Origin of the sequence: Brevibacillus fortis (assembly GCF_003013395.1) — a bacterium.
Taxonomy (GTDB): domain Bacteria; phylum Bacillota; class Bacilli; order Brevibacillales; family Brevibacillaceae; genus Brevibacillus; species Brevibacillus fortis.
Genome location: NZ_PXZM01000003.1, coordinates 298,977 through 325,034 on the forward strand (window position 1 = coordinate 298,977; position 26,058 = coordinate 325,034).

26 protein-coding genes are annotated in these 26,058 nt (G+C 48.3%); 6 read left to right on the forward strand and 20 right to left on the reverse strand.

Going from position 1 to position 26,058, the window contains the following annotated elements; translation table 11 throughout:
- Positions 1 to 288 precede the first annotated feature (288 nt).
- On the forward strand, positions 289 to 1,368 hold the full coding sequence (locus C7R93_RS02990; protein ID WP_106837401.1) for a bifunctional transcriptional activator/DNA repair enzyme AdaA: 1,080 nt from the start codon (positions 289 to 291) through the stop codon (positions 1,366 to 1,368).
- Positions 1,346 to 2,809, forward strand: a complete 1,464-nt coding sequence (locus C7R93_RS02995; protein WP_106837402.1) for an MFS transporter — start codon at positions 1,346 to 1,348, stop codon at positions 2,807 to 2,809. Before C7R93_RS02990 ends, C7R93_RS02995 begins: the two co-directional genes overlap by 23 nt.
- 128 nt (positions 2,810 to 2,937) lie before the next feature.
- On the opposite strand, the gene C7R93_RS03000 is transcribed toward C7R93_RS02995, so the two are convergent.
- On the reverse strand, positions 2,938 to 3,378 hold the full coding sequence (locus C7R93_RS03000) for an Rrf2 family transcriptional regulator (protein WP_012686286.1): 441 nt from the start codon (positions 3,376 to 3,378) through the stop codon (positions 2,938 to 2,940).
- Positions 3,379 to 3,533: 155 nt separating this feature from the next.
- Between C7R93_RS03000 and C7R93_RS03005 the strand changes: the two genes are divergently transcribed.
- On the forward strand, positions 3,534 to 4,823 hold the full coding sequence (locus tag C7R93_RS03005) for an acyl-CoA thioesterase/bile acid-CoA:amino acid N-acyltransferase family protein (RefSeq protein WP_106837403.1): 1,290 nt from the start codon (positions 3,534 to 3,536) through the stop codon (positions 4,821 to 4,823).
- 72 nt (positions 4,824 to 4,895) lie between these two features.
- On the forward strand, positions 4,896 to 5,234 hold the full coding sequence (locus tag C7R93_RS03010; RefSeq protein WP_007727375.1) for a histidine triad nucleotide-binding protein: 339 nt from the start codon (positions 4,896 to 4,898) through the stop codon (positions 5,232 to 5,234).
- A 13-nt stretch (positions 5,235 to 5,247) separates the two neighbouring features.
- Here the strand turns inward: C7R93_RS03010 and C7R93_RS03015 are convergent, their stop codons facing one another.
- A complete protein-coding gene (locus C7R93_RS03015) occupies positions 5,248 to 6,222 on the reverse strand; it encodes a YpdA family putative bacillithiol disulfide reductase (protein ID WP_106837404.1) in 975 nt (324 codons plus the stop codon).
- Between the two features lie 146 nt (positions 6,223 to 6,368).
- On the opposite strand from C7R93_RS03015, the gene C7R93_RS03020 reads away from it, so the two are divergent.
- Positions 6,369 to 7,973, forward strand: a complete 1,605-nt coding sequence (locus C7R93_RS03020; protein ID WP_244191434.1) for a glycosyl hydrolase family 18 protein — start codon at positions 6,369 to 6,371, stop codon at positions 7,971 to 7,973.
- An 85-nt stretch (positions 7,974 to 8,058) separates the two neighbouring features.
- Here the strand turns inward: C7R93_RS03020 and C7R93_RS30160 are convergent, their stop codons facing one another.
- The 4 genes from C7R93_RS30160 to C7R93_RS03035 form a co-directional block, all read right to left on the reverse strand.
- A complete protein-coding gene (locus tag C7R93_RS30160) occupies positions 8,059 to 8,217 on the reverse strand; it encodes a hypothetical protein (protein WP_167402426.1) in 159 nt (52 codons plus the stop codon).
- A gap of 151 nt (positions 8,218 to 8,368) precedes the next feature.
- Complete coding sequence (locus tag C7R93_RS03025; RefSeq protein ID WP_106837406.1) at positions 8,369 to 9,331, reverse strand: L-threonine 3-dehydrogenase; 963 nt, start codon at positions 9,329 to 9,331, stop codon at positions 8,369 to 8,371.
- Positions 9,328 to 10,521: a glycine C-acetyltransferase gene (locus C7R93_RS03030; protein ID WP_106837407.1), complete on the reverse strand. Its 1,194-nt coding sequence runs from the start codon at positions 10,519 to 10,521 to the stop codon at positions 9,328 to 9,330. Before C7R93_RS03030 ends, C7R93_RS03025 begins: the two co-directional genes overlap by 4 nt.
- Before the next feature lie 294 nt (positions 10,522 to 10,815).
- On the reverse strand, positions 10,816 to 11,193 hold the full coding sequence (locus tag C7R93_RS03035) for a (2Fe-2S) ferredoxin domain-containing protein (RefSeq protein WP_106837765.1): 378 nt from the start codon (positions 11,191 to 11,193) through the stop codon (positions 10,816 to 10,818).
- Between the two features lie 146 nt (positions 11,194 to 11,339).
- Between C7R93_RS03035 and xerS the strand changes: the two genes are divergently transcribed.
- Positions 11,340 to 12,452 (forward strand): tyrosine recombinase XerS, encoded by a 1,113-nt coding sequence (gene xerS / locus C7R93_RS03040; protein WP_106837766.1) that lies wholly within the window; start codon positions 11,340 to 11,342, stop codon positions 12,450 to 12,452.
- Positions 12,453 to 12,532: 80 nt separating this feature from the next.
- Here the strand turns inward: xerS and C7R93_RS03045 are convergent, their stop codons facing one another.
- From C7R93_RS03045 to C7R93_RS03110, 14 genes are all read right to left on the reverse strand, one after another.
- Entirely contained in the window at positions 12,533 to 13,426 is an 894-nt protein-coding gene (locus C7R93_RS03045) for a manganese catalase family protein (RefSeq protein ID WP_106837408.1), read from the reverse strand.
- A gap of 70 nt (positions 13,427 to 13,496) precedes the next feature.
- The gene (locus C7R93_RS03050; protein WP_106837409.1) at positions 13,497 to 13,745 is read right to left on the reverse strand and encodes a YuzF family protein; all 249 of its coding nucleotides are present in this window, start codon (positions 13,743 to 13,745) and stop codon (positions 13,497 to 13,499) included.
- Positions 13,746 to 13,901: 156 nt separating this feature from the next.
- Positions 13,902 to 14,717, reverse strand: a complete 816-nt coding sequence (locus C7R93_RS03055; protein WP_106837410.1) for a transglycosylase domain-containing protein — start codon at positions 14,715 to 14,717, stop codon at positions 13,902 to 13,904.
- A gap of 105 nt (positions 14,718 to 14,822) precedes the next feature.
- On the reverse strand, positions 14,823 to 16,406 hold the full coding sequence (locus tag C7R93_RS03060) for an acetate--CoA ligase (RefSeq protein ID WP_106837411.1): 1,584 nt from the start codon (positions 16,404 to 16,406) through the stop codon (positions 14,823 to 14,825).
- 142 nt (positions 16,407 to 16,548) lie between these two features.
- Positions 16,549 to 17,547: a branched-chain amino acid ABC transporter permease gene (locus C7R93_RS03065; protein WP_106837412.1), complete on the reverse strand. Its 999-nt coding sequence runs from the start codon at positions 17,545 to 17,547 to the stop codon at positions 16,549 to 16,551.
- Between the two features lie 7 nt (positions 17,548 to 17,554).
- Positions 17,555 to 18,415, reverse strand: coding sequence for a branched-chain amino acid ABC transporter permease (locus tag C7R93_RS03070; RefSeq protein ID WP_106837413.1), 861 nt, complete (start codon positions 18,413 to 18,415; stop codon positions 17,555 to 17,557).
- 27 nt (positions 18,416 to 18,442) lie between these two features.
- Positions 18,443 to 19,144, reverse strand: coding sequence for an ABC transporter ATP-binding protein (locus tag C7R93_RS03075; RefSeq protein WP_106837414.1), 702 nt, complete (start codon positions 19,142 to 19,144; stop codon positions 18,443 to 18,445).
- Positions 19,128 to 19,898 (reverse strand): ABC transporter ATP-binding protein, encoded by a 771-nt coding sequence (locus C7R93_RS03080; RefSeq protein WP_106837415.1) that lies wholly within the window; start codon positions 19,896 to 19,898, stop codon positions 19,128 to 19,130. The genes C7R93_RS03075 and C7R93_RS03080 overlap by 17 nt, the downstream gene beginning before the upstream one ends.
- Positions 19,899 to 19,910: 12 nt before the next feature.
- Positions 19,911 to 21,080 carry a substrate-binding domain-containing protein gene (locus tag C7R93_RS03085; protein WP_425266726.1) on the reverse strand — a complete coding sequence of 390 codons (1,170 nt, stop codon included), beginning with the start codon at positions 21,078 to 21,080 and terminating at the stop codon, positions 19,911 to 19,913.
- A 67-nt stretch (positions 21,081 to 21,147) separates the two neighbouring features.
- Positions 21,148 to 22,194, reverse strand: a complete 1,047-nt coding sequence (locus C7R93_RS03090; protein WP_106837416.1) for a 3-oxoacyl-ACP synthase — start codon at positions 22,192 to 22,194, stop codon at positions 21,148 to 21,150.
- Positions 22,191 to 22,607 (reverse strand): MaoC family dehydratase, encoded by a 417-nt coding sequence (locus tag C7R93_RS03095; protein WP_106837417.1) that lies wholly within the window; start codon positions 22,605 to 22,607, stop codon positions 22,191 to 22,193. Before C7R93_RS03095 ends, C7R93_RS03090 begins: the two co-directional genes overlap by 4 nt.
- Positions 22,608 to 22,617: 10 nt before the next feature.
- A complete protein-coding gene (locus C7R93_RS03100) occupies positions 22,618 to 24,129 on the reverse strand; it encodes an o-succinylbenzoate--CoA ligase (RefSeq protein WP_106837418.1) in 1,512 nt (503 codons plus the stop codon).
- Positions 24,130 to 24,162: 33 nt separating this feature from the next.
- Entirely contained in the window at positions 24,163 to 24,768 is a 606-nt protein-coding gene (locus C7R93_RS03105) for a TetR/AcrR family transcriptional regulator (RefSeq protein WP_106837419.1), read from the reverse strand.
- A gap of 203 nt (positions 24,769 to 24,971) precedes the next feature.
- Entirely contained in the window at positions 24,972 to 25,874 is a 903-nt protein-coding gene (locus tag C7R93_RS03110; protein WP_106837420.1) for a C40 family peptidase, read from the reverse strand.
- Positions 25,875 to 26,058: the final 184 nt, after the last annotated feature.

The following is a 26,058-nucleotide window of genomic DNA, read 5'->3' on the forward strand; positions in this document are numbered from 1 at the left end:
AACTGCTCATCATTTCCATACGCAACCGACGCCGTTGTCGGTTTCTTGCATATTTCTGAATACATTTATTATATCTATATTTTCTGGCTAATTCCAGCTTAAATCCAGTCTATGGATGTCAGAGAGGGTTGCTTCTACGATCCATCCGTTTCTCTTAAAAGCGCCCCTCTTACGGTACTCTTCTCGCAGAGGCGTGTCATCGCCTTTAAAAAATCAATGTACGATTTTCGGCTGCAGCCATTTTTGGTGAGCGATAAAATGAAAACATAAAGATGGAGGGGGAAACAAATGATAACGGCCGAGATGAAGTCCGAGTATTATCAGGCTTTACTGGATAAAAATTCAGAATATGAAGGGGTCTTTTTTGTTGGAGTCAAAACAACCGGTGTATTCTGTCGCCCGACATGTCCAGCAAGAAAACCTAAGTTTGTTAATTGTGAGTTTTTTGATCATGCCAAACAAGCACTTCTGGCCTCATTCCGGCCCTGCCAGCGTTGCCGTCCGCTTTCACATCCCAATCATGTTTCAGAGCTTGTGCGTCTGCTAGTAAACGCTGTAGAAGAAAACCCCGAGCAGCGCTGGACGGAAAAAGACTTTCAAAGATTATCCGTGGACGCTTCAACTGCCCGCCGCCAATTCAAAAAGCGTTTTGGCATGACGTTTGTTGAATATGCAAGGGCACGACGTATGGGTATCGCACTGAAAGAAATCAGAGAAGGAAAAGCAATCATCGATGCTCAACTAACCACCGGTTACGAGTCCAGCAGTGGTTTTCGAGACGCATTTTCACGAATTATGGGGGCAGCACCTACTCTTCTTGGAGATCATCATGTCTTAAAGGCATCGTGGCTGGATACGCGACTCGGTCCCATGATAGCCATCGCGGATGAAGAAGCACTATATCTACTTGAATTCATTGATCGCCGCGGCTTGGAACGAGAAGTTGAACGTCTTAGACAAAGAACGAAGTCAGCGATTATCCCTGGTTCCACAGCACCAATCCGTACGATTGAACGTGAGTTAGAGAAGTATTTTGACGGAAAGTTAACAGAATTTGCAACACCTTTGTTTTTGTGCGGATCGCCTTTTCAAAGAATGGTCTGGGAGTATTTACAAACGATCCCCCCCGGCCAAACTTCATCCTATTCCGATGTTGCAGCAGCTATTGGGAAACCAAGCGCCTTTCGTGCTGTCGCTCAAGCAAATGGTGCGAATCAGATAGCGATTGTCATTCCTTGTCACCGTGTCATCAACTCCAATGGTGATTTGGGTGGTTACGGAGGAGGACTTTCACGCAAACGCTGGCTGCTTCATCATGAAAAAGAAATGCAAAGGAGTGTACAAAATGACAACCGTACAATCGAATAAATGGGCCGTTTTATCTGTGGTCACGCTTGTTTCGTTCATTACCAATTTAGATGCGACGATTGTGGTTATCGGTCTTCCTGCTATCATGGAAGATCTGCGTATTCCGATCAACATCGGGATGTGGACCATCACCGCATTCTACATTATGAGTACACTCTTTTTACTTCCTGCTGGGCGTTGGTCCGATATGCTCGGAACCAAGCGCATTTTTTTATGGGGGATCGCCTTGTTCACTATTTCCACTGTGCTTTGCGGTCTGGCGAACTCCGGCGCAACACTGATCGGTGCACGGCTTCTTCAGGGGATAGGTGCAGCAATGGCAATGGCCTCAGCAACACCAATCCTCATACGGACATTCCCGCCGAATCAGCTCGGTATCGCTCTCGGGATAAACAACCTATCATGGGTGACTGGATCACTCATCGGTCCTGTGATCGGAGGCGCGCTTATCGGTGATTTTGGATGGCGATCCATCTTTTTCGTGGCCGTTCCCGTTGGAGTCATTGGTTTATTCGCTGGCCTACTCGTTCTCAAACACACGCCCCCCATCGAAAAGGGCAAGACCGACTGGCTAGGTATACTGACCTTTGGACCAGGTTTAGTCGCTTTGCTTATTGCTCTGTCTGAAGGGCAGACATGGGGCTGGGCGTCAGGAACTACCATTGGCCTCTTCGCAACCGCTCTACTTTTTGGGATAGCGTTCGTACTCGTTGAGCTACGTGTCCGGCATCCACTATTTCCTCTCAGCCTCTTCACCTATCGAAACTATTCGATAGGTCTAGGCATTACCATGAGTTACTGCATCGGCTATTTTGCCGTCGCCATTCTCCTGATGCTATATCTCCAAGGAGCGCATCGCTTAACTCCATTGGAAGCAGGACTACTATTACTCCCATTATCGATCCCCCAACTTTTCACGGCCCCATTTGGCGGGAAACTTGCCGACCGTTTCGGCCCTGTGCGCATGATTCTGTTAGGATCATTCCTGATCGGCTTCGCTCTTCTGCTCCTTGGACAGTTAGGTTCTCAGCTTTCGAACATGGCTGTGATTATTCCGCTTCTGATCATTTCCGCTGCCACTGGGCTGTCATGGCCATCGCTCGCGAAAGCGGTGCTGTCGGCTGCTCCTCAAGAGCGAGCCGGTTCCGCTTCCGGCATGTTTTGGACCGTGTACGAAATGTGTCGGGCAATTAGCCAGGCGCTTTCCTTGGTAGTCGTACAACTAAGCGTCAAGTCTGCATCCGTCTTGCCTCTATTCTCTAAAACGGGAGCTGGGGAGCTCGCCCACTCGAAGAGTGCCTTAATTCTTGCCACGAGCAACGGTTTCCGATTCTTCGCCATCTTCTTCGCTATCGCAATCGTTTTAGGATTTTTTCTCATGCGGCCGCAATTGAAGACAACTCGCTGGAAGGAAGAGCAAATAAACCAACGGTCCGGATGAGCAGTGTTTCTCCTCCAACTGGGGAACTCAGATCACCTCCCCCATCATTCAGATGGCGGGTGTCGACCCGATACTGGCCACTCCTTCCTCGCAAAAATGCCCTCGCATAGGCAAGGGCATTTTTGTTGTTACTGCGCTTTTTCGGTTATTTTTTGACGGAGGTTATCTACGAGCTCAGACATTTTCACTCCGCCCAAAATCTCCTCCATTGCATGCTGCGCACGGGTCAAAATCAACTCCAGCACAAACTGTATATTCGCTCCCACTGGACAATCGGGATTCGGTTGCTCATGGATGTGAAAAAGTTGCCCTTCTTCCACGACATCGACTGCACGGTAAATCTCAAGAAGCGTGATTTGATCCAGTTCCTTGGCGAGAGAAGCGCCGCCAGCTCCGGCACGTACATTCACGAGCCCAGCCTTCTTCAACAGCCCCAGCACACGTCGGATCACGACGGGATTCGTGTTCACGCTACCTGCGATCCATTCGGAAGTGCAATGCGAATTGGAATCAATGGAAAGCAGTGATAAGATGTGAACCGCAATGGAGAACCGGCTGCTGATTTTCATACGTTGTCACCCTTTCGTTGTAATGATTATAGTTACACCCTTTACGAGAAGTCAAGTTAACCATACCGTCACATTTCGTCACGTCGAACTTTTATCGATTCTACTATAATGACAGTGTCAAGTTTTCCCGTAATCTGGAAGGAGTGTTGACTAAAATGATACTTCCACAAATTGAAGTTACGCCTGCAACAGCCTTGCTAGATGTTCCCGTCCATATCACACTCAGCGGGTTTGTCCCGAATCAATTAATCACCCTTCATGCCACTCTGAAAAACGGGTTGCCTGGAGGAGATTTGACGGCATCCTCGCATGCCATCTTTCAAGCGGACGAAAATGGCTGTGTCGATTTGGTTTCCCAAGCTCCCTTATTTGGTACTTATGAGGGAATTGACCCTATGGGGCTTTTCTGGTCTACGAATGTCCAGACCATGCGTTTTTATCATCCCTATTCTCTAGACGACTTTCAGTTCACTCCACGCTCCACCGAGATAGAATTAACGGCAGAAGTCTACGATAAACCCGTAGCGAAAGCAGTGGTGAAACGTATTTTTGTCTCCCGCGACGTATCGATACAGAAAATACTCGACCATGGCCTGGTCGGCCTGTTTTTTTCAAAACCCCACACAGAGCAAAGACCCGCAATCGTCGTACTAGGTGGAAGCGAAGGCGGAATTGGCTCATGCTCCCAATTTGCTGCTTTGTTCGCCTCTCACGGCTATCCGGCACTAGCACTCGCTTACTTCCAATGCAATGATCTTCCAGACGAGATTCGCCAGATCCCGATCGAATATGTTCAACGCGCCATTCATTGGCTACAGCAGCGGCCCTCCGTACATCCTGATAAAATTACGTTATTCGGACGTTCAAAAGGTGCAGAATTGGCATTAGTCACAGCATCGATCGATCAACACGTACATGCTGTTGTTGCTTCGAGTCCCAGTTCTACTGTGAGTATCGGTACAGATAAGGCATTCGCTGGATCAGACACGTTCTCCCCACAATCCTCTTGGTCGTTTCAAGGAGAGCCTCTTCCATTCGTACCATGGACAGAGGAGCAGACAAAAGTCTCACAGGAACGGCTCGAGGCAGGTCAACGCATCGACCACATCCATGCCGAGGCCTGGGCAGCTTGTGAGTGGGTAGAGGATGCCGAGATTCCTGTAGAAAAAATCAATGGCCCAATCCTCTTCCTCTCCTCGGATGACGATCACTGGTGGCCAGCAGCAGAGCATTGCGAACATATGGTGCAACGGTTAAAGGATCATCAGTTTGCTCATTCGGTGGTGCATTTGCGTTACGCGGAAACAGGACATGGGATCCGTTTTCCTTACATACCGACTACCCGCACACAGCTCAATGGTGGTACGCCCAAAAACAACGCCTACGCATCCGAACACTCTTGGCGAGAGGTTCTTCAGTTTTTGGAACGGACTTTTCCAGGGTAAAAACAGGGAAAGCCTACTCGCATGACGAAGTAGGCATTACTCTCTATCATTTTAGAAAGGATGTATAGCCCTATGGACTGCCTATTTTGCAAAATCGTAAACGGAGACATTCCGTCTAAAAAAGTGTATGAGGACGAGCATGTATTGGCTTTTCACGACATTAATCCTGTGGCCCCTGTACACGTCCTGATGATCCCGAAAAAGCATATCCAATCCGTTCTAGCTATCGAGCCTGAGGACAAGGAGCTGATCGGTCACCTCCATCTGTCACTGCAAAAAGTAGCAGAAACAATGGGCGTGAACGAGGACGGATTCCGTATCGTGACCAACATTGGCAAACACGGACAACAAACCGTCTTCCATCTGCACTATCACCTTATCGGAGGCAGACAATTGGAGTGGCAGTTCTAATCAATTGCAACTACTACTCCCTATGAGAGGCAATGTGGCGGGCGATACCATCACCGTGAAATCTTCCATTTTCGATAAAAATGGCGTTTGCGTGATGGCCCGCCACAATGACTCCCGCTATATAGAGACCTGGGATGTTCGTCTCCATCGTTTCTGGATGATGTGTAGGGATTCCCGTTTCCTCGTCAATCATAACCCCTAATGAATGAAGGAATGTACGATCCGGACGGTATCCAATCAAAGAAAACACATGGTCATTGGCAAGCGTAATGACTTCCTCCCCTGTTTTCACCTTGATTGAACGCTCCTCGATACTCTCGACAGTTGCACCGAACAGCATGTCGATTCGTCCCTTTTTGATCAGACTCTCAAAAACAGGCCTTGTCCATGCCTTGACCTTGTCAGACAGCTCCGTTCGGCGACAAATCACCGTTACTTCTGCTCCTGCCCGCTCCAGCTCCATCGCCGCATCTACGGCAGAGTTGTTTCCCCCTACTACCGCTACTTTCAGCCCTGTATATGGATGCGCTTCCTTGTAGAAGGACGATACCTTCGGCAACTCCTCGCCCGGGACCTGTAGCAGATTCGGATTGTCAAAGTAACCTGTGGCGATCACCAAGTTTTTCGCTTCATACGTATGCGTTTTGGCAAATCGGTCTGTAGTCGTGACCTGAAAGCCAGCTGGCGTCTTCTTCGCTTCCGTCACCGTTTCATATACGTTCACGCGCAATTGTTCACGCGCTGCTACCAGTCGGTAGTAATTGAGTGCCTCCTGTCTGGTCGGCTTGTCGTTCGCCGTTGCAAAAGGTACGCCCCCAATCTCCAGTAAATCAGGTGTGCTATGAAAAATCATGTAGGTCGGGTAGCGATAAATCGAGTGGACGAGCGACCCTTTTTCAATAATGACGGGATCAAGTCCAGCCCGCCTGCAGGCAATTGCCGCTGCCAGTCCACAAGGCCCACCGCCTACAATCAGTACGTCTTCCATTTCTCTCCGCCTCGCTTCATTCTCTCTATTCTTATTCCTTCATCATATCATATCGTTTATCCAATAAAAGAGTTCGGGCACCCCTGTAAGGTTTCTACCAAAATCTAACCAATGAAAGATTGGTTCTCTCTTCTTATACTGGATGTATGATGAAAAAACAAAACATACATATTTGGTTAGTCTCCTTGGCTTTTTTGGTGTACGGTCTCTCTTTTGCAATGGGAGTTCCTTCATCAACAGCATCGACGAAAAATTTAAAAGATATCGCAAACAGCTATGCGATTGAGCAAATCCGTTCGCTGCATGCAGCAGGTGTCATCGCTGGGGATGAAAACGGGTATTTTCACCCGACTCGCCCGGTGACGCGTGCTGAGTTTGTCTCGATGCTCACACGCACGCTCGGTATTAAGCCGGTTGTCAGCAATGTCGCAGCTTATTCGGATGTCCCGAAAAACTCTTGGGCATACGGGTACGTACAAGCTGCTGCTGGACTTAACATCGCGAATGGCATCGGGCCTACTACTTTTGCTCCGAAGCGGACGATCTCTCGCGAAGAGGCAGCTGCGTTTCTCGTGCGCGCACTGGAACAGAGCATTTCGCCTTCTTACCAGCTTTCTGTGAAGGATGCCAATGCGATTTCGAGCTGGGCACGTGCCTCTGTTAGCCACGCCATGAAGAAGAAATGGTTGGTCGGCTATAACGGCTACTTCCGCCCGACTCAAGCACTATCAAGAGAAGAAACGGCTGTTATTTTGTATCGCATTCAGGAGAATCTGAAGAAGCAAAACGTTACAGCAAAACCGCTTGTCTCTCTCGGATGGCAATACCAATCCACGACAGAGGAATTCATTGCACAGGTCAAGAAAAGCGGAGTCAACACGCTGTCTCCGCGCTGGTACTTCCTGCAAAAGGACGGAACCATTAGCGACTTTACGGATGCCTCACTCGTTCATTGGGCACATGCAAATGGCAAGCAGGTGTGGCCGCTATTCGGAAACAAATTCGATTCCGCTGCTACCCACGCCATGCTGTCTAATCCCACTAAACGAAAAGCAGTCGTGCAAAAGCTTTCTTCGTACATTGATAAGTACCAGCTAGATGGGATCAACATTGATTTTGAAGGGTTCTCCCCTGCGGATCGCAACAACTTCACCTTGTTCATTCAGGAGCTCGCGACTGCTCTTCATGCAAAAGGTGCTGTACTCTCTGTAGATATTCCGCCTGATGGTGATTCAGACTGGAGCGATCCTTTTGATTTTGCTAAATTAGCAAAGCATGCGGATTATTTGGTAGTAATGGCCTATGAAGAGCATTGGGTAGGCGGATCAAAAGCAGGCTCCGTGGCATCCTTGCCTTGGTTTACGAAAGTCATTACCGACCTGCTGGACGAGGTTCCGACGCAAAAGCTGATCGTCGGAATGCCTCTATACACACGCGACTGGTATCAATCGAATGGAACATTAAAATCGACAGATATCAGCATCCCTCAGTCTTACCAGTTGCTCTCCCAATACAGAGCAAAAACAGTGTGGGACGATAAAATTGGACAATATCGTTCGACGTATCAAAAACAAGGCGTGACGCATACGATTTGGCTAGAAGAAAGCCGTTCGATTGGGCTCAAAGCTCAGGCTAGTCTCCAATGGCAAATTGGTGGGCTCGCGTACTGGTACGTAGGTTCTGAATCAACCGATATGTGGACAGCGATCGCGAATTCGATTACGCTCAAGCATGCACGCGAAAAACTGTAATCAAAAAAGCATCTCCGCCTGGTAACAGCCATGGCAGAGATGCTTTTTTCCTTTTTGGGGAGCCTTGCTACCTACTGAAAACAAGTCAATGCTCTTGAACACCCTCGGTATTATTTGACCAGCCCCAGCTTTCTATTTGTCGCTCTTCATTCCCAACACTGTTTGGGGTTCCCTTATTTGCGACAGCTTGTACTTCCTCGTTCTGCTGTGTATGATTGGTTCTCGATTTTTTGGGTAAATCCATGGTGCTCCTCCTTTGTTCTCATCTGCTTTCGCCAGCCATTCTGGAGCTTTGTTAATGTGCCCATACAAATGGAGGTGCATACAAACGTCAAAAACTGCCACCCTTGTGTACAGTCAACAAGAAATGGCAGTTTTCCTTTTTTACTATTCGTTTACCCGACTTGCTGGAGCAACTTTCCCCGCAGTTTTGCAAGCATGTCCTCGGTCATTTTGTCCAGGTCATACTCTGCTTTGAAGCCCCACTCTTGCAAGGCAGCCGTAGCATCGATAGAGTTCGGCCAGCTGTCGGCAATCGCCTGACGCACAGGATCGACCTCATAAGAGAGCGTAAACTCAGGAATGTGTTTACGGATCGCTGCCGCTACATCCTCTGGCTCAATGCTCATCGCCGTTACATTGAACGCATTACGGTGAATGAGCTTGGAGGCATCTGCTTCCATCAAGGAAACAATCGCGTTCAGCGCATCAGGCATATACATCATATCCATGTACGTGCCTTTGCCGATGTAGGACGTATACGCTCCATGTTGGATCGCCTTGTAGTAGATATCTACTGCGTAGTCCGTCGTACCACCACCTGGAGGCGCTACATACGAGATCAGACCTGGGAAGCGTACGCCGCGCGTATCTACCCCGAACTTTTGATAATAGTAATCGCAGAGCAACTCTCCAGATACCTTGTTTACACCATACATGGTCGTAGGACGTTGAATCGTGTCCTGCGGCGTATTGTCCTTCGGTGTCGTCGGACCAAATGCACCAATCGAGCTCGGCGTAAAGAACTGGCAGTTCAACTCACGCGCTGCTTCCAGAGCATTTACCAGACCGCCCATGTTCAGATTCCATGCCAAGAGAGGCTTAGCTTCTGCTGTTGCAGACAACAATGCAGCCAAATGCATGATCGTATCCACGCCATGTTTCTTCGCCAACTCAAACATCCGGTTCCCGTCGGTGACATCAAGAACTTCGAATGGACCCGATTGCACCACAGGATCGTCTTCGTTTTTCCGGATATCTGTGGCGATGACGTGGTCCGCTCCGTAAATATCGCGTAATTTCATGATGAGCTCGGAACCAATTTGTCCTAGCGCCCCGGTTACCAGAATTTTTTTCATTTCAGGATCCCCATTTCTTTCCCAACTTTTTCGTAGATGCTAAGGGCACGATCCAACATTTCTTTGCTATGTGCCGCTGTTGGCATATTCCGTACACGGCCCGTTCCTTTTGGTACAGTCGGGAATACGATCGCTTTCGCGTACACGCCCTCTTCATACAGTCGCTTGCTGAACTCTTGGGTCTGCTGTTCGTCTCCGATAATGCAAGGAGTGATAGGCGTTTCGCTATCGCCGATATTGAAGCCGAGTTCTTTCAAGCCTTTTTTGAGGTAGTGTCCGTTATCCCATAATTTGTCGTGCAGCTCTGTGCTGTTCATCAAAATATCGATAGCCGCAATGGAAGCAGCCACATCCGCTGGAGTCAGCGAAGTCGAGAACAGGAACGGTCTGCTGCGTACTTTGAGCCAGTCGATCAGCTCTTGACGTCCCGCTACATAACCGCCGACTACCCCGATTGCTTTGGAAAGGGTGCCGATTTGGAAGTCGATTTTATCAGACAAGCCAAAATGCTTAACTGTTCCTGCCCCTTTACCGAGAACACCAGAGCCGTGGGCATCGTCTACATACGTAATCAAGTCATATTCTTCGGCTACCTCTACGATTTCAGGCAGCTTGGCAACATCGCCATCCATTGAAAATACGCCGTCGGTAATGACCATCAGCTTTTTATATTTGCCGGACTCTTTTGCTTCCTTCGCTTTCGCACGCAGGTCATCGATATCCGAGTGATTCACACGGATAATTTGCGCACGAGACAGACGGCATCCATCAATAATGGAAGCGTGGTTCAACTCGTCAGATAGAATCGCATCGTCCTTGTCCATGACAGCAGAGATCGCAGCCATGTTGCAGTTAAAGCCAGATTGGTAAGCAATAGCAGCTTCTGTGTGCTTGAAGGCAGCGAGCTTTTCTTCCAGCTTTACATGCAAGTCCAAGGTACCATTAATCGTGCGTACAGCCCCTGCCCCTACGCCATATTTGCTTGCTGCTGCAATCGCAGCATCCACAAGGCGTTGATCAGTAGCCAAGCCCAGATAGTTATTGGAGGAGAGGTTGATCAGTTCTTTTCCTGCAATCGTAATGACAGGACCGTTCGCGCTTTGCAATGGATCAATGACGTTATACAGTCCCTTACTCTTCAAATCTGCCAAATTTTCATGTAAAAAATGTTCAAGTGTTTTGCTCGCCAACGAGAATCCCTCCATTAATTCAGCCATCGATTAGTAAGTTCCACAAAAACAATTGTTCACGCTGTATGGACATATCATTGTGATAAAATTCGCATTAAATCAACTTAATCTACAATCATCTTACCACCATTTACTTAAAACGTCCACATCACAAAGACATATTGTTAACGTTTTCAATCTTTTTCATTACAGCATTGTCATCTCTCCTACTTTCTCCTTTTGTCGTAATTCTTAGACTCCTACTAAAGAAAAAACCACTCTCCTGCTTCATGTGAGCAGATCGTGGCTTTTTCCTCATTTTTTTGCCTTTTGTGACTTTAAGATACCAGGCTTGGTGTCTATCGTACGTACAAAGCCGTTCGTTTCAAAGCGATGCGTCATCAATGCCTCTACTGGTTTGCCGTTTTGAAAATGCTCTTCCACCAACAGTTGTGCATCTTCTGGCGTCACGTTTTCATACCAGATTCCTTCGGGGTACACGATCATCACGCATGCGTCCTCACAGCGTCCGTTGCAGCGCGTGCGGGTTGTATGTACATAGTCATCCAAACCTGCGTTGGTAATCGCTTCGCGTATTGCTACCGTGACCTCTTCGCCACCCTTACGCATACAGCTTCCACCATTACAGATCAGCACATGATGTCTCGTCTGAGATAAGTCCCATGTTGCCACTATTAATCCTCTCCGTCCTTGTCCAACATCCATACACACTCCTCATCATGACGGTTTCTTGTTCAATTTGCAATTCCCAGAACGTTTGGTTTTTGGTAGAATATATGTTCGTATACGTTTTACAAAAAGATTTTGGTGGTGAAAGCATGTCCGTTACCAAACAACGCGATGCCTTGCAGCTTTTGCAAATAGTTGGCTCCTATCCCTGGTATGTCGAAAAGTTTATTGAGCATAAAAAATCAAAAAAGAATTCACCCTCCACCTTGCTTGGATACCTTCGCGATTTTTCTTTTTTCTTTCGCTGGATGATGACAGAAGGATTGAGTACCGCGACAGATATGAAGGACATTCCGTTAAGCGATTTGAATGACTTGAAGAAGGAAACGGTAGAAAGCTACATCTTATACTTGCAGGAATCGCATCTGTATGAGCGATCCGCGTTGCTCTCGAACCCTACCAAAAGCGCGAAGAAAGAGTACAGCGACCGTACCATCAGCAGAAAAATATCGAGCTTGAAATCGCTTTTTCATTACTTGTCTGCCCTCGCTGAGGATGAGAATGGCGAATCGTATTTGACCCGGAACGTACTCGCCAAAATCGAGCTGGAGATCATAGAGCTGACTCCCCTCGCACGCGCCCACGCCATCCGGGCAAAAATCCTGATTGACGACGAAATCTATCAATTCGTCGACTTTGTCTTTAACGGATATTTGGCCCATTGTGATACGGAAAAAAAGAGGCAGTATCACATGCAAAACCGCGACCGGGATACCGCCTTGATCGCGATGATTCTCTCCGGTGGCTTCCGTGTGTCAGAGATCGTCAGTCTCGATCTATCCGACATTATTATGGAAAAAAACCAGCTGAAATTGATCCGCAAAGGAAAGAAAGAGGACGCACCTTTCTTCAGTGACTGGGGTAAGGAGTACTTAGCCAGATACTTGCAGCTGCGAGATAAATACAATCCCGCACCGCAGGAGGACGCTGTTTTTCTCGCTGTTTCCCCGACCAATCCAAATGGGCATCGCATCGAAGTGCGTTCTGTCCAGAAGCTCGTCAAAAAGTACGCCAAAGCATTCGGCATCCCTGATTTGTCTGTACATAAGCTTCGTCACAGCTTTGCTACGCAGTTTCTCCGCTTAAACCCTGACCCCCATCAACTCCAAGCACAACTGGGGCACTCCAAAATTGAAACAACCATGCAGTATGCCCATGTACTAGAAGATGCTCTGGGCAAGGCTGTAAACCGAACAACGTAAGAGTGTCTCAACAAAAACAAGTGACCAATCTGCACACCACTGCGGACTGGTCACTTATTTCGTGCTTTTTCCTCTTCCATCTACATCCCCGCTGACCTTTGCAAGCGTTCCGCGATTTTCATAAAGTCTTCCCGCGACACACCTGGCGCAAATTCTTCAGGCAATTCATCTAGTTCTGGTACCGGGCCGCCATCCGGGACGCCTTGAATGACCTCAGCTGTGCCACCATCAGGCAATGGGCCGCGCCAAATCATGGCGATATCCTGATAATCCTGATAGCTGAATGTAAACAGCTTGCGATTCAGTCCCATCGCGATATACGGATGCGTTGCATCGAATTGTTCATTGTCGAGATCGGGTACAGGCAGCATTTTGGTCAAATCCACGCCGGTAGCGATCTCCAACGCTTTGGCGTACGCTACGATATGGACACCACCTCTGACGAGCAAGTAGCCGATCATGGCCCGAGCTGTAGGATGATCTGTCATTTCGTACACTCTCATCTTGTGCGTACGCGCTCCACATTCCAGAAAAAAGTTGTGCAAAAGATCAAGCACCAGATTCCCGCTCGAAAAAACGTAATCACCTGTCCATGATTTACCCATGGAGTCTCCTGGCATGGCGGTTTGTGCAGTCGCAATAAATTGGTACGTATTTCGCTTATTCAATCCGTTATTCAGTGGAGTCGTATCAGGGTCTCCTGGCCGTGTAATGCCTTTCATGCATAGATTGATTGCATTGGAGACCAGCTCCACATGCCCAACTTCTTCCGCAGTAATGCTGGAGACCAAGTCATAAAACGGCTTCAGCTTGCTCTTTCCGCGAAAGTTGAAGGATTGGAACAAATAATTGTTTAGCGTTGACATCTCACCAAAACGACCGCCCAATAGCTCCTGGACGGCCGCAGCGGCGTTGGCATCTCCATAAGCCGGCTCTGGCAGCTCAATTGCCAACCTGTTGATACGAGTAAACAACCCGCTTCCCTCCCCCGTTTTGCACCTACCTGTACTGTTTTATGTGTGCGGAGGGTTGTTTCATACCAGTTTAAAACGGCATGACCCAGACGATCTGTTGTATGCGTACAAAAAACGTAGAACCACCCGTCTGCACTACCACATGGTCAGGTAGCACATCAACTACGATTCCACGGAGATTTCCCTGGGTTGTTTGAATGGCAACTTCACGCCGTATGACACTTTGCAACGTCTGATACAAATAAGGGTCAATGAAGGAATTCATAGAGGGGCTACTCGACGCTGGTTGTGCTTGTGGCTGAAAAGGATACGAACTCATAACGTTTTTGGGCTCCTTCCTGTAGTTCCTCCCTGTATTTTATGCCCAACAGTTGGGATGGGTGAGTGCATAGAAGATCCTTACCATTCTGCATGCTTGATCGGTTCCATAGCAAAAATCCCCTGCCATCTAGACAGGGGATTCCATCACATTCGCTTATTTCCCAGCGCGTTTGGCAGTAGGAACAACGGATATCTTCTCGTTCTTTGCCAATGTACTTTCGCTTTGACCGATCACGTCCAACTCGTTCATACGGTCCAACACAACTGCTTGACGCTGTTTGGCTCGGTCCCAGTTCTTTACCGGTGAGTAACGCTCTGGTCCTTTCGGCAAAGAAGCAAGCATTGCCGCTTCTCCCAGTGTTACCGCTCGATCTCCTGTTTCTATTGCTTTTTTTCCGAAGTAAAAGGGAACAGCCTCGCCAATCCCGTACTTTCCGTGCCCGAAATAAATCACGTTGAGATACATTTCGAGCAGTTCTTTTTTGCTGTATCGCTGTTCCAATTGCAAAGCGATCGCGATTTCCTTCACTTTTCTAGTCATGGTTTTGTCGTTCGTCAGAAACAAGTTCCGCGCCAATTGCATGGTTATCGTACTTCCGCCCTGCACGTAGGCACCTTCCTTGATATCGATCCAGATCGCTCGGCTCAATCCAATCGGATCCACTCCTGGATGTTGCATAAACCGATGATCCTCAATCGCAACGAACGCCTTCCACACATGATCAGGCATTTCGTCCAGTTTTACATAGCTGTTGGATTGCTGTACCGCAGCCAGCTTTTTTTCATCTATCCATATATTCCCTGTCCATGTCAACACGAGCGGCGCCAATATGGCTGCCATCATGATCACGAGAAAACTGATACGTAGTCGTTTTTTCCAATGAACACCGAGTTTCTTGATGCTCTTGGGCATGCTCGCCGCTTCATACAAGTCGGTGTTTCTTCCTAATGGGATTGGAAGGTGGTTCATGCTGCATTCCCCCTTGCCTTGCTTCTACTCACATTGTAGGGGATGCGCGCATTTCCTCCCATCGAATCCACTTACAGCAATCTTACAGTTTCGTAAGACAAACCATTACGAATGCTGATCTTGCTGTGCCTCCTGCTGTCGCAGCTCGATCCGTCTGATTTTACCGGAGGTCGTCTTCGGCAGTTCGTGAACAAATTCGATTTTTCGCGGGTATTTATAAGGAGCGGTTAATTGCTTGACATGATTTTGCAATTCCACGATCAACTCTTCAGATGGCTCATTCCCTTTTTTCAGGATGACAAAGGCTTTTACCACATGACCACGCTCTGGATCAGGACTGGCAACTGCCGCACATTCCGCTACTGCCGCGTGCTTCACCAATGCATCCTCGACCTCAAACGGACCAATCGTGTATCCGCCTGAGATGATAATGTCATCTGAACGCCCTTCGAACCAGATGTAGCCATCTTCGTCCATGCGACCCTGATCACCCGTAATGTACCAGTCGCCACGAAACGCTCTGGCAGTTCGTTCGGGATCATCCAGATAGCCTTTGAACAGCGCCACCATATGGCGATCAATGGCTATATCGCCCACTTTGCCTACGGGCAGCTCCGCTCCTTCGTCGTCAATAACGGCAATCCTCACAACTGGCGATGGCTTGCCCATCGAACCTGGCCTTGGCTCCACGCCGACAAAGGTACCCACTAGCAAAGTATTCTCTGTCTGACCGTATCCATCTCGCACGGTCAACTGGAATACGCGACGGAATGTGTCGATCACTTCCCGATTGAGCGGTTCACCAGCCGAACATGCGGAGCGCAAGGCGGACAGCTTGTATTGATCCAAATCTGTTATTTTTGCCATGATTCTGTACTCGGTCGGTGTCGCACACAAGACAGAAACTGGATAATTTTGCAGAATCGTCAAATAATTCTCCGCAGAAAACTTTCCTTTATAGACAAACGCAGTAGCTCCCAGCCCTAACGTAGAAACAAACGGGCTCCAGATCCACTTGGCCCAACCAGGCCCTGCCGTTGCCCAAACCACGTCACCTTCCCGAACGTCCAGCCACTGTGTAGCAGCCACAGCCAAATGCGCAAACGGCCAACCGTGAACGTGCATAACCCCTTTTGGTCCCCCCGTCGTTCCTGACGTATAAGAAAGGAAGGCCAACTCATCCGACTTCGTGTTCACTACCTCAAATTCTGTGTCCTGTCCCTGGAGCAATCCCTCAAGCGAAATCCATCCCTCTTTCTCTTCGCCCGTCGTGATGTAGTGTTGCAGGGTAGAACAGTTGCCTCTCGTCAGATCAACCTCGCTCATTACTCCCGCGAAGCTGATCACAGCCTTGACCTTTGCATGATTGATCCGGTACTCGATATCTTTGTAACGTAACATCTCTGACCCTGGCAAAATTACTGCCCCCAGCTTCAGCAGTGCCAAATACAGACCATAAGCCAATATACCTCGGGAAACCAGGACGAGTACCCGATCCCCATGCTCGATTCCAATGGACTGTAATCCACTTGCAATTTTATTTGAATATTGGCGCAAATCTTCATACGTAAGGATTTGCTCCTGACCTTGTTCATCTAGCTCCCAAACAGCTCGCCTCTCCGGGTGCTTTCTCGCCCATTCGTCTACTTGGGCAGCGAAGTTATAATTTTCTGGAAAGTTCAATTCCATAGGCACATCTCCACCTTTTCAAAGATTGATGAATAATAATTCGACATAACTATAATTCTTACCTTTTTCTTTCGACAAATATGGGACGAAAAAAGGCCAACCTGTTCCCAAGGTTGACCTCCCTTCTTTCATTCCTATCACTCTACTCTACTTGCTCCGTGATCGGTGCAGGCTGCACGGAACGCTGTTTTCTTTTTTCCCTCCACTCTTGAAAGCTACCGACAATTCCGCTCGGAAAGCAGAGCACGACCAAAATATAGAGCAGACCAAGGAAGATGACCCATCTCTCGAAAATGGGGTGAAGCTTCGCCAACTCAGTCAGCCCGTGATGCGCCAGCTCCACAATCCCCGACCCCAAAATGGAGCCAAATAGCGTTCCCAGCCCACCGATCATACTCATCAAGAGCGCATCCAGCGTCGTTTCAATCGAAAACACTTGGGTGTTCACGAATCGCAGCATGACCGCGTACAAGCCCCCACTAATCGCAGCAACCACTCCAGCAACGATACTGACGATTACCTTATAATGAAGAATTTGATAGCCTAACGCTTCCGCACGTTGTTCATTTTGACCGATGGCTTTCAGTACCTTGCCAAGTGGAGAGAGCGTAAACGCCCGCAAAATGACGAACAGCATGACCATAAGAATCAGGCATACATAGTAAAAGGACAATCGATCACGAAACAGCTCAGGCACCGGGAAGGTGAAGCCATCCCCACCCATCGTCAGCGAACGCCATTTTTCTGCCAATACGAATAGCAGCTGGGATATCGCCAAGGTCAGCATCGCATAAAAATGACTTTTCAATCGCAAGGACAGCATCCCGATCACATAGCTGAGCATACCGGAGAGCACAATGGCAACGAGTACGCCAAGTAAGAAATAGCCGATCGTCGCATCAAAGTTTTTCAGGAATAAAGACACGGAGTACGCACCAATTCCGAAAAACATACAGTGTCCGAACGAGACGATCCCCGTATAGCCGAGCAACAAATCAAAGCTCATGGCAAAAATCGCAAAGATAAAGATTTGGGTGAACAAGATATAAATGCTTCGTGAGTCTGAAAGAAACGGCAAAACCGCCAAGGAAAGAAAGACAAACAGAATAAATCGATGGTTCAACAATCCGGATGTAGTCAACGCATGATCACCCCTTCGCTCCAAACAGGCCGGATGGTTTGATTAGCAGCACGGCCAGCATCAGCAACATGTTCACTGCCAGTGAAAGCTCAGGAACGAAGTAAGCCATAAACGAGCCAAGCACCCCGACTAAAATCGCGGCAACCATAGAGCCTTGAACGCTCCCCATCCCACCGACAATGACGACGATGAATGCCAGAATCGCATACTGCATACCCATTTCCGCAAAAATAACCCCTGAATACGGTGCCAGCAGACTACCTCCGAGCGCAGCCATGCCTGCCCCCAGCAAAAAGACGAAGGTAAACACTTGTTTAATATTGATGCCGAGTGCCTGGACCATTTCCTTGTCGATGACGCCTGCTCGGACGATCAAGCCTAATCTCGTTCTCGTCAACAACAGATGCAGCCCGAGATACACAACTACTCCCACTGCGATGACAAACAAGCGATAAGTGATCAGTATGATGTCACCAAACTCAATGCTCCCTTGCAAATAATCCGGTAAAACTGCCCGAATGGGATTGGGACTCCAAAACACCTTGAGCAATTCGCTTATCACGAGCATTCCGCCCAATGTCACTAGTAGTTGCTGAATATGATCACCGTACACGGGACGGATCAATACGCGCTCTAACACGAAACCGAGCAGCATCCCGATAACGACAGCACCTACGATGGCCAGAAGAAAGCTATCCGTCAATCCGAAAAGCCATACACCAGCAAAAGCTCCCCAGGCAAACAATCCACCGTGGGCAAAGTTCAACACACTCATTAAGCCAAAGATCAGCGTGAGCCCGGAAGCGAGCAAAAAAATGAGTATGCCTGTCGCCAATCCATTTACAAGCAAATTAATCGCGACATCCATTTCATCCTCTCCCTCCCTGTTATACGCTCAGGCAATGCCCAAATATTTTTGTCGCGTATCTGCATCATCCTTCAACTCCTGCATCGCGCCACCGCGGACAATTTTCCCTTCATCCATCAAGTAATACTGCTCGCCGATCATGCTCGCCATCATAAAGTTTTGCTCGACTAAAAGCACGGTCGTTTTCTGCTTCATCGATTCGATGTGGAACATGAGCTTTTCAACCATGATAGGCGCCAGTCCCTTGCTCGGCTCGTCAATTAACAAGAGCCCGTTGCTGTTCACATAAGCTCGTGCAATGGCCAACATTTGCTTTTGACCACCGCTTAAGTGCCCACTTTTCTTTTTCCAGTAGTGACGCAGATCAGGAAATAGATCGAGCATCCACGCGAGCTTTTCTTTTTGTTCGTCGTCATTTTTTTGCATGGCAAGGCGGAATGTCTCTTCTACCGTAAAATCATGAAAAATCCCTTGATTCTCCGGTACATAGCCAATCCCCTTACGTGCAATGGAATAGGTCGACAGATGTCCGATTTCTTCTCCTCGATAGCGAATTTGACCATGACGGATCGGGGCAAGTCCCATGATGGAGCGAAGCGTCGTTGTTTTGCCCGCGCCGTTTCGTCCAAACAGCACGGTAATACTGCCCGCTTGCACGGATAGCGAGACACCCTGCAAGATGTGAAACTGGTCGAGGTACGTTTCAATTTGATCAAGTTGCAGCATCATGCTTATACAACCCTCCCAAGTAGGCAGACTGCACCTGTTCATTTCGCATCATGTCAGTCGGTGTCCCCTCAGCCAATAGCTCTCCATGGAACAAAACGACCATATGATCGGAGAGGGATTTGACCATATCCATCTTGTGTTCGATGAGGATAATCGTGCATGTATTGCTTTCCTTTATCGATTCGATCACTTTCAATACAGCTGGGACTTCCTCCAACGATATCCCGGCCGTCGGTTCGTCGAGCAAGAGCACATCCGGACGCAGTCCAAGGAGCATGGCTAGCTCTAGCTTTCTTTTCTCCCCGTGCGCCAAATGGCTCGCTAGAACATTTGCTTTTTTCTCCAGCAATACGAGATGCAACAAACGTTCAACATCCTCTGCCTGTCGCCTCTGATCTGCCTGGGAAATCCATAAACGAAACCGAACTCCCTGTGCGGCTTGCACGGCCAATCGAATATTTTCCCGCACTGTCAGCTTGGGAAATAAGTTCGTCAGTTGAAACGATCGGCCAATCCCTAATCTCGTTCGTGCTGCTGGGGGCAAGTGTGTAATATCTTGCCCCTTGTACTTGATTGTTCCTTGCGATGGAGTAAGCTGCCCGCTTAACAAGTTAAACAACGTCGTCTTTCCGGCTCCATTCGGTCCGATGATCGAAGTAAATCGCTGCTTCGGTATGCGTAGGGATACCTTGTTTATGACTGTTTGCTCCCCGAATGCTACGCTTACGTCAACCGTTTCCAACAAGTAACTCATCACACACCTCCTCTACTTCTGGTTCCTGACAGGTGGTGCTGTTTCTTCCATCGTCATCTCCCGGACGAGTACAGGAACAGGATGATCGACTCCGTCTTTTTTCTCCAGCTTGATCGCGTACAATGTTTGCAGAGCCTGATGGTCCTCCTCCCGGAACTTCATCGCGCCCTTCGGCGTATAAAATGTCATGCCTTCCATCGCGGCAATCAGCTTCTCCGAATCCGTATCGGCATTCGTCTTTTTCAGTGCTTCTACAACCGCTACTGCTGCCGTCATCCCGCCAGCCGTAAATAAATCCGGAATCTCGCCGTTAAAACGCTTCTTGTGCTCATCGATGAGCCAGTCATTCATTTTCGTTTTCGGGAGCGAATGGTAATACACGGAGAAACCTTCCATCCCGATCATAGCTTCCATCGTTTTCAAGGCAGCGATGTCAGGCGCCCCCGTAGATACCTTGATGCCTTTTTGCTGTACCTGCATATCTTGAAGCTGTTTCCACGGGGAGTTCGAGCCTGCCCACGTAATGAACACATATTCGGGTTTGGCACTGATGATTTTTTGGATGTTGGCTGTAAAATCAGTCGTGTTCGTGTCCACGTATTGTTCTTCGATAATGATGGCCCCTAATTTTTCAGCTGCGGTCTTAAACGCCTCGATTCCTTCTCGGCCGTAGGCGCTGTCTTGGGCCATCGTCGCGATCTTCGTTCCTTTGGAAGCAATCGCCGCGGCACCCGCAACTGCGTCCTGCGAAGAATTTCGACCAGTGCGGAAAATATATTTGTTCCAGTTTTTCCCGGTGATGCTATCTGCTACAGCCGGTTCTACGACCATGATTTTTTTGTACTCTTCTGCCAGGGGAAGGACCGCCAGCGTATCGCCTGAACTCGAGGAGCCTACGAGAAAATCTACCTTGTCGGTCTCCAGGAGCTTCGTTGCTTTTTGGACGGCGACATCCGGTTTCGTCTCGGTATCCTCGACGACAAACTCGATCTTTTTGCCAGCGATCTCTCGCTTGCCTTCTGTTGCATAATCGAGTCCGAGCTCAAAACCTCTAGCCGTCTGCTTGCCGTAGCTCTCCAATGGTCCTGTGAGCGAAGCCAATACGCCTACCTTAATCGTATTACCGACTTCAGATGAAGCGCTTTCATTTTGACTGCAACCAACAGCAAGCACGACAGACATCGCTAGCGGGAGCAACATTTTCCATCCTCTTTTTTTCACGCCAGTTCCTCCTCGAAAATCAAAATGTTCATTGCGATTCGGCTAACCATTCCAGAACGGTTGCAGCCCACGTATATCCAGTTCCAGCACTGACAGCTACGACAATATCCCCAGGGGCAAGACGTCCCTCTTGCTGTGCGACATGCAGTCCAATACACGGATCGAGTGCAGACAAATGCCCGTAATGATCGAGATAGACGGCCTGCTCCTCGCTAAGTTGCAGACGTTCCAACAGCTCCAAGAACATCGAACGCTTTGTGTGCAAAGGAAGCAGCAGCTTTAAATCATGCAAGGAACGATTGCTTTTTGCCAATGCCTGCTCTACCACATGAACAAAGTTCGGGATAGAGATGGGATCAAGTCGTTGTTTCATATCGCTCGGATTCGGCACATCGATGTAGTGGAGTCTGTTTTCCACCGTTTCATGACTAGGTAGTAGCCTCGAGCCGCCTGCGGGTACCCTAATATCATCGTGAAAAGAACCATCGGTAATGATACAGCTGTGAAGAATTCTACTCTTTGTAGCGCCACGCTTTACGAGAGCGGCTGTCCCCCCATCTGCAAAATTAAACATGAAGCGCGAGCGAGGATTGTCGTAATCGACGATCTGTGATTCTTTGCAGCCAGCAACCAGCAAGATGTTTTTGATGGATGCATCTGCCGTTAGCATATCTTTGGCGACCTTCAAGGCGATTGGAAAGCATGAGCTGACATTCATCATCTCGAAACCGTATGCATTTGTCGCTTTTAGCTCGTATGTAATCTTCGGTGCGCTGGACCATACATAGTAATCCTTGTGTGGACTGCCGAAGTAAATAATCACATCAATCTCAGATGGATCGATCACCGAGCCGGTCAGCTGTTGGGCAGCGAGAACAGCGAGGTCTGATGCGTGAAGGGTGTCATCTGCGACATGCTTTTGATATAAACCGAATTTTTCGATAATAACAGGCGTGGGTATTCCTGTCTTTTCAGCCAATCGCTCAGCTGTTTCTATTCCCTCTGGAAAAAATACGGACGTCGCTTCCACGCCGATGGTCTGCTCATGGATCGCATTCGCTTCAGGATGATTCATACTTTCGCTCCTTCCTTCGGTACGAGCATCGTCGCGGTTCCAGTCAGCACTACTTTTCCATGCTGATTCGTGCATTCTGTAAGCAATCGGATCATGCCCCGCTCTTCCTGATACTCCAGTACAGTAGCAGTCGCGGTAATCGTGTCTCCGATCAATACAGGAGCGGTAAACTGAATGGTCTGGTCCTTGTAAATGGAACCGATGCCAGGCAGCTGCATCCCGAGCAATCTGGAAAACATGCTCGCCGTCAACAGTCCATGTGAGATACGCTGGCCAAACCGCGTCTCTTTTGCGTACTGTTGGTCGATGTGCACTGGATTGTAATCCCCGCTCATTCCCGCAAACAAGACGATATCTGTTTCAGTAATCGTTCTGCTAAAAGATGCTTGCTCCCCTATTACAAATCTCCCCATGCGAATCACCTCATTGTGTAATGGAATCAATCTTCAATCTGGTCAAGGCTTGCTTGACGATTTTCCCTGTTGCATTGCGTGGCAGCTCGGTTAGAAACACGAATGACTTCGGAATTTTATACTTTGCCAGTCTTTGCTCACAATGCGCTTTGATGTATGCTTCCGTAATGACTGCACCTGATTTGGGTACGATAAACGCCTTCGCGACCTCTCCCCATTTTTCATCGGGTACGCCAACGACTGCGGCCTCCTGAACGCCATCCAGCTCGCTGATAACCTGTTCCAGCTCCAACGGATAAATGTTCTCCCCGCCAGAGATAATCATGTCTTTGCGTCTGCCTACGATATAGGCGAACCCTTCTTCATCAAAGCGTGCCAAATCCCCTGTGTAGAGCCACCCATCCCGGATGGTCTTGGCTGTTTCTTCTGGTCTGTTCCAGTATTCCTTCATTACATTCGGACCTTTGACGAGCAATTCTCCGATTTCGCCCTGATCCACGTCTTTTCCGTCATCCGAGATCAGGCGGACTTCACAAAACATGACGGGCTTGCCGATCGAACCTGCTTTTCTTTCTGTATCTTCCTTCGAAATCATAAACACGGTGGGTGATGTTTCTGTTAGGCCGTATCCTTGTCCAAAAGGGAGGCCTCGCTCCTGAAATTGCTGGATGAGTTCCATGGGGCATGGAGCGCCGCCGTTGTAGAACCAACGGACGGAATCGAATGGTGTGGTAGCAAATAAGGGACTTTGACGAATCGCTTCATGGATGGCGGGTACACCCATCACGATGGTGACTTGGTGTGCTTCGATGAGTTGAATCGCTTTATCAGGTTCGAACTTCCCGGCGACAACGACGCGCCCGCCAGCAAGCCATGTAGGGAAGGCAAACAGTCCGATTCCTCCGATATGAAAGAGTGGCAATAAGACAATCGAGCAGTCTTCTGATGTGAGATCAAGCGCGGCTACATTGTGTACGGAGTTCCAAAACATATTTTCTTGGGTGAGCACTGCTCCCTTAGGCTTTCCTGTCGTTCCTGATGTATAGCAAATGATGTAAGGATCATCTCCACTGCCGTCATCTGCCTCAGTCCTGCCTTGCTGGGATGTCTGGTTCCATGGGAGTTCTCCCGGTTCCAGCCATATCATGTGCTCGACACTGGCCTTCCCTTTGATCAGCTCGATGGTGGCAGCGAACTCAGGCTGGGCACATAACACGCGGATACCACTATCCTCAAACTGATAGTCTAATTCTGCAGGGGTCAAGCGGATATTAAAGGGGACGGCAATCGCACCAAGTTTGGCGATGGCAAACAACAGAAGCACATACTCCAAACTGTTTTGGGACAAGATGCCGATCCGATCACCCTTTTTGACTTGTAGCTCATGTCGTAAATAGTTGGCAAGACGTTGGATCTGCTCATTCATCTGCTGATAAGTAAGGGATTGATCGTTGGCAATCACTGCGATCCGCGTCGGAGTGATTCGGGCTCGCTTTTCAATCCAATAAGCAATTCCGTGCATGAACTCTACTCCTTTGCCTATAAAATGGACCGGTTATGGCTTGGCAGCAATCCCTTTCATAATCATCGACATGGCTGTTTCTAGCACCTCTTCCGGTACGTCTTCATTTTCCCAGTACACCCAACGCATCCCGATGAATTGACCAATCGACATGAGACAGTAAGCCAATGTCTCATGATCCATTTCTCTAAAAGCTCCTTCGTTCATGGCGGTCTTCAGACTTCGTACGTACCCCGCTGCCAGTTTGGCGTAATACCAGCGATACAGCTCCTGATCGACGAGTGCAGCCTGTTGAATAATGCTGTACATGTTGCGATGATGCTTGATCCAACGAAAAAAGGCCAGAAATCCCAGACGCAAATTTTCTTCTTGCGTGGTTGCTTCCAAGATCGCTTCTTTAATCGTCGAACGAAGCTCTCTGCTGAGCTGCCTGATCAATTCATCATAGATCGCTTTCTTGGACTCGAAATAATTGTAAAACGTACCTTGGGATACCTGTGCATGCTGTGTGATCAAGACGATGGACGCATCATAATAGCCTAGCTCGCCAAACACATGCTCTGCGGCATCTAGTATTTTTTTGCGGGTCTCCTGCCCTTTCTTGGTCAAAACAGGGGTAGGCTGACTATTTTCTGACACCTGAATCACCTCTCAGTTTTATTATATGTATAATTCTAAATATTACAACATATTTCTCGCTGCTCATTTTCGGCGAACGGAAAACGGTATGATTCCCTTTGCACGATTGCCAGAAATTGACGCGAAACGATCAGTGAGAACAAGCGTCTTATAATACAAAAGCTCCCATGCAAATGCACGAGAGCTGAAATGGATACTGATGCTTAAATGACGCGCTTGATTTTCACTGTGCGCTTTTCCCAGTTCGTTCCATCGTACTTGGAATAAGTCACACCAGGACTACCGTAAGTGTGCAGGATTTTTCCATTCCCTGCGTAAATAGCCACGTGTGTAATCCGATCAGAAGAACTGTTTACGGAGGCCTTCATGAAGATCAGATCACCTTTTTGCAAGTTGCTTTTGGAAACAGATTTCCCTACAGTGGATTGCTGACGGGAATCGCGTGGCAGGGTAATTCCCGCTTCCTTAAATACACGTTGGGTAAAGGAAGAGCAGTCAAACGTTTTGGTAGTGCTGCTGCTTGAACCGTATTTGTAGTTCGTGCCCAAATACTTTTCGCCATTTTTGATCACTTGATCGGCAATTTTGCTAACTGGCTGTTCTGGCTTGCTAGGCGTATTCTCTGAGGAATTTGTATCAATAATACGACGAGCCCCTACAAATTTGTCACTGTACTTCGAGTATGTTTTTACAACTACCTCGTCTTCTCCTTGCGAAGAATAGACGAATCGATCACTGCCTATGTATATTCCCATAAAAGTTGGGCTGCCGCTTCCGCTGGAGGCGAAGAACACCAAATCCCCTGGCTCCACGCTTTTTTCGGATACTTTCTTCCCAGTCTTGTACAGGCTAGAGATTGTGCTCCCAATGGAAATCCCTACTTGTTTGTACGCATACGTAGCCAGCTCTGCAGATCCGAATTGCTTCGGTCCCTTTGCTTTGTACTCGTAATCCTTCCCAATCAAGGAAGTAGCAACCTTTGCAACCTCTGACTGTTTTGAATCTTGTGTCTTAGCGGCCACTTCTCCAACTTGACCACCCATTAACAGGGACGTACTCAGCATGACTGCTACTGTCGACTTCATTACCCAATCTCGTTTCGTCACTTTCTTTTCCTCCTTGTCATGTTGTGGCACCCGTCTTGGGTACATGGCAAGAATAGCGCAGGAGGAAACAGGAGGATAAGACCGTAAAATTTTCCAATAGTGGAATTGGTATCATGGGACTAGTCACAAAATGGGGTGCAAAGTAGGCGGTTACTACTCCTTAGTTCCATGGAACCATAAAGGT

Coding starts and splice junctions, on each gene's coding strand:
- C7R93_RS03100 (WP_106837418.1), bottom strand. CDS start 24,129: ATGCACGGAATTGCTTATTGGATTGAAAAGCGAGCCCGAATCACTCCG.
- C7R93_RS03015 (WP_106837404.1), bottom strand. CDS start 6,222: ATGGAAGACGTACTGATTGTAGGCGGTGGGCCTTGTGGACTGGCAGCG.
- C7R93_RS03000 (WP_012686286.1), bottom strand. CDS start 3,378: ATGAAAATCAGCAGCCGGTTCTCCATTGCGGTTCACATCTTATCACTG.
- C7R93_RS30160 (WP_167402426.1), bottom strand. CDS start 8,217: ATGGATTTACCCAAAAAATCGAGAACCAATCATACACAGCAGAACGAG.
- C7R93_RS02990 (WP_106837401.1), top strand. CDS start 289: ATGATAACGGCCGAGATGAAGTCCGAGTATTATCAGGCTTTACTGGAT.
- C7R93_RS03025 (WP_106837406.1), bottom strand. CDS start 9,331: ATGAAAAAAATTCTGGTAACCGGGGCGCTAGGACAAATTGGTTCCGAG.
- C7R93_RS03090 (WP_106837416.1), bottom strand. CDS start 22,194: ATGAATCATCCTGAAGCGAATGCGATCCATGAGCAGACCATCGGCGTG.
- C7R93_RS03080 (WP_106837415.1), bottom strand. CDS start 19,898: ATGAGTTACTTGTTGGAAACGGTTGACGTAAGCGTAGCATTCGGGGAG.
- C7R93_RS03005 (WP_106837403.1), top strand. CDS start 3,534: ATGATACTTCCACAAATTGAAGTTACGCCTGCAACAGCCTTGCTAGAT.
- C7R93_RS03070 (WP_106837413.1), bottom strand. CDS start 18,415: ATGGATGTCGCGATTAATTTGCTTGTAAATGGATTGGCGACAGGCATA.
- C7R93_RS03055 (WP_106837410.1), bottom strand. CDS start 14,717: ATGAACCACCTTCCAATCCCATTAGGAAGAAACACCGACTTGTATGAA.
- C7R93_RS03050 (WP_106837409.1), bottom strand. CDS start 13,745: ATGAGTTCGTATCCTTTTCAGCCACAAGCACAACCAGCGTCGAGTAGC.
- C7R93_RS03020 (WP_244191434.1), top strand. CDS start 6,369: ATGATGAAAAAACAAAACATACATATTTGGTTAGTCTCCTTGGCTTTT.
- C7R93_RS03095 (WP_106837417.1), bottom strand. CDS start 22,607: ATGGGGAGATTTGTAATAGGGGAGCAAGCATCTTTTAGCAGAACGATT.
- C7R93_RS03075 (WP_106837414.1), bottom strand. CDS start 19,144: ATGATGCTGCAACTTGATCAAATTGAAACGTACCTCGACCAGTTTCAC.
- C7R93_RS03085 (WP_425266726.1), bottom strand. CDS start 21,080: ATGTCTGTCGTGCTTGCTGTTGGTTGCAGTCAAAATGAAAGCGCTTCA.
- C7R93_RS02995 (WP_106837402.1), top strand. CDS start 1,346: ATGACAACCGTACAATCGAATAAATGGGCCGTTTTATCTGTGGTCACG.
- xerS (WP_106837766.1), top strand. CDS start 11,340: ATGTCCGTTACCAAACAACGCGATGCCTTGCAGCTTTTGCAAATAGTT.
- C7R93_RS03060 (WP_106837411.1), bottom strand. CDS start 16,406: ATGGAATTGAACTTTCCAGAAAATTATAACTTCGCTGCCCAAGTAGAC.
- C7R93_RS03010 (WP_007727375.1), top strand. CDS start 4,896: ATGGACTGCCTATTTTGCAAAATCGTAAACGGAGACATTCCGTCTAAA.